Raw genomic sequence first — 2337 nt, 5'->3', positions numbered from 1 at the left:
GGGGGGGGGGGGGGGGGGGCCGGCAAGGATGCCAACGGTATTCCGGTGGGCGTGCAGCTCTACGCCAAATGGTTCGAGGAAGCGCGCCTGTTGCAACTTGCGACACAACTGGAAGCAGCGCGCCCGCACTGGTTCAACACGACGCCGCCGGTGCATGTCGGCACGCGGGACTAAGGCGACGGCGGCGTGAAAATCATTTTCGTCATAAGCATGTACGAAGAGATTCGTTCTCAAGGCAAGCGGGTCTCTCTACCATCTGGTCATGATTTGAAACAAACAGCAACACCCAGGACATGCGATGCCCGATTTCCAGATCGTCGAACCCTCCCCCGTCCCCCTGTACGTACAGGTCAAGGACATGCTGCGCGAACGCATCTTCGACGGCACCTACGGCCCGCATGCGCAGTTGCCGCCCGAGAGTGAAATGGGCGCCATCTTCGGCGTCAGTCGCATCACGGTGCGCCAGGCGCTGAGCGACCTGCAGCGCGAAGGCGTGATCTTCAAGATCCCCGGTAAAGGTACTTTCGTCGCCAAGAAAAAGGCCGCGCAGGAGCTGACCCGGCTGGAAGGTTTTGCCGAGGCGATGACGCGCAAGGGTTACGAAATCCATAACCGCGTGGTCGGTCATCGCACCCTGCCCGCCACTGCTGAAGTGGCGCAACAACTGGGCGTCGAAGTCGGCACGACGGTGGCCGAGATCCGCCGCGTGCGCCACCTCAACCGCGAGCCGGTGTCGCTGGAAATCACCTACCTGCCGGAAGAACTCGGCCAGCGCCTGCGTAATGAAGACCTGTCCGGCCGCGACATCTTCCTGATCTTCGAAAACGATTTCGGCATCGCACTCGGCCACGCCGACCTGCAGATCGGCGCCGTCATCGCCGACCACGCACTGGCCGAAGCCCTGCAGGTCAGCGAAGGCACCGCACTGCTGCGCATCGAGCGCCTGACTTATACCGCCGACGGCAAGCCGCTGGATTTCGAATATCTGTACTTCCGCGGCGAGACCTTTCAATACCACTTGCGCATCGCGCGCCGTCCGACGGCAGCAGAATAAGCGCCGGACAAATACAGGACACAGGAGAACCTCATGGAAACCCATATCCAAACCGTCGACGTACTGGTTATCGGCGGCGGCACCGCCGGTCCGATGGCTGCCGCCAAAGCCAAGGAAGCCAACCCGGCATTGCGCGTGCTGCTGCTGGAAAAGGCCAACGTCAAGCGCAGCGGCGCCATCTCGATGGGCATGGACGGGCTCAACAACGCCATCGTGCCCGGCTTCGCCACGCCCGAGCAATACGTCAAGGAAATCACCACCGCCAACGATGGCATCGTCAACCAGAAGACCGTGATGGCCTACGCCCAGGGCAGCTTCCCGATGATCGAGGAACTGGATCGCTGGGGCGTCAAGTTCGAGAAGGACGAGACCGGCGACTACGCCATGCGCAAGGTGCACCACATGGGCACCTACGTCCTGCCGATGCCGGAAGGCCATGACATCAAGAAGGTGCTGTACCGCCGTCTCAAGCGCGCCCGCGTGGAAATCACCAACCGCCTGGTGGCGACGCGCCTGCTCACGGCCGAGGATGGCAGCATCGCCGGCGCCATGGCGTTCGATTGCCGCACCGGCGACTTCCATGTAGTCCGTGCCAAGACCGTGGTGCTGTCCACGGGCGCGGCCGGTCGCCTCGGCCTGCCGGCGTCCGGTTATTTGTTCGGCACCTATGAAAATCCGACCAACGCCGGCGACGGCTACAGCATGGCGTATCACGCCGGCGCCGAGCTGTCGGGCATCGAATGCTTCCAGATCAATCCGCTGATCAAGGATTACAACGGCCCGGCCTGCGCCTACGTCACCGGTCCGTTCGGCGGCTTCACGACAAACAGCCACGGCGAACGCTTCATCGAATGCGATTACTGGAGCGGCCAGATGATGCAGGAGTTCTACAACGAACTGCAAGGAGGCAACGGTCCGGTGTTCCTCAAGCTGAACCATCTTGCCGAAGAAACCATCCGCACCATCGAGACCATCCTGCACACCAACGAGCGTCCCAGCCGCGGCCGCTTTCATGAAGGGCGCGGCACCGACTACCGCGAGCAAATGGTGGAAATGCACATCTCCGAAATCGGTTTGTGCAGCGGCCACTCGGCTTCCGGCGTGTGGGTCAACGAACATGCCGAGACCACGGTGCCTGGCTTGTATGCCGCCGGCGATCTTGCCTGCGTGCCGCACAACTACATGCTGGGCGCCTTCGTCTACGGCAAGCTGGCCGGTGAAAGCGCGGCGCGCTATTGCGCCGGGCAGCCGCTCGCCGAAGTCAGCCAGCAGCAGGTCGACGC

Annotated in this window: 2 protein-coding genes; both read left to right on the top strand. The window is 62.6% G+C overall.

The window, feature by feature from the left end; genetic code table 11:
* The first annotated feature begins 298 nt into the window (after window positions 1–298).
* Complete coding sequence (locus HLUSI_RS0109375; RefSeq protein WP_016833722.1) at window positions 299–1054, top strand: GntR family transcriptional regulator; 756 nt, start codon at window positions 299–301, stop codon at window positions 1052–1054.
* Window positions 1055–1087: 33 nt separating this feature from the next.
* Window positions 1088–2337, top strand: a 1250-nt coding sequence (locus tag HLUSI_RS0109370; RefSeq protein WP_016833721.1) for a fumarate reductase/succinate dehydrogenase flavoprotein subunit, incomplete at its 3' end; no start/stop codon positions are given.

The sequence above is a fragment of the Herbaspirillum lusitanum P6-12 genome (assembly GCF_000256565.1).
GTDB classification, from domain to species: Bacteria; Pseudomonadota; Gammaproteobacteria; order Burkholderiales; family Burkholderiaceae_D; genus Herbaspirillum; species Herbaspirillum lusitanum.
The sequence above is the reverse complement of the archived record's forward strand: the minus strand, read 5'-3'. Positions and strand labels throughout refer to the sequence as shown.

What these genes read in the sequence shown, in the direction of transcription:
- HLUSI_RS0109375 (WP_016833722.1), top strand. Translation starts at nt 299, where the DNA reads ATGCCCGATTTCCAGATCGTCGAACCCTCCCCCGTCCCCCTGTACGTA.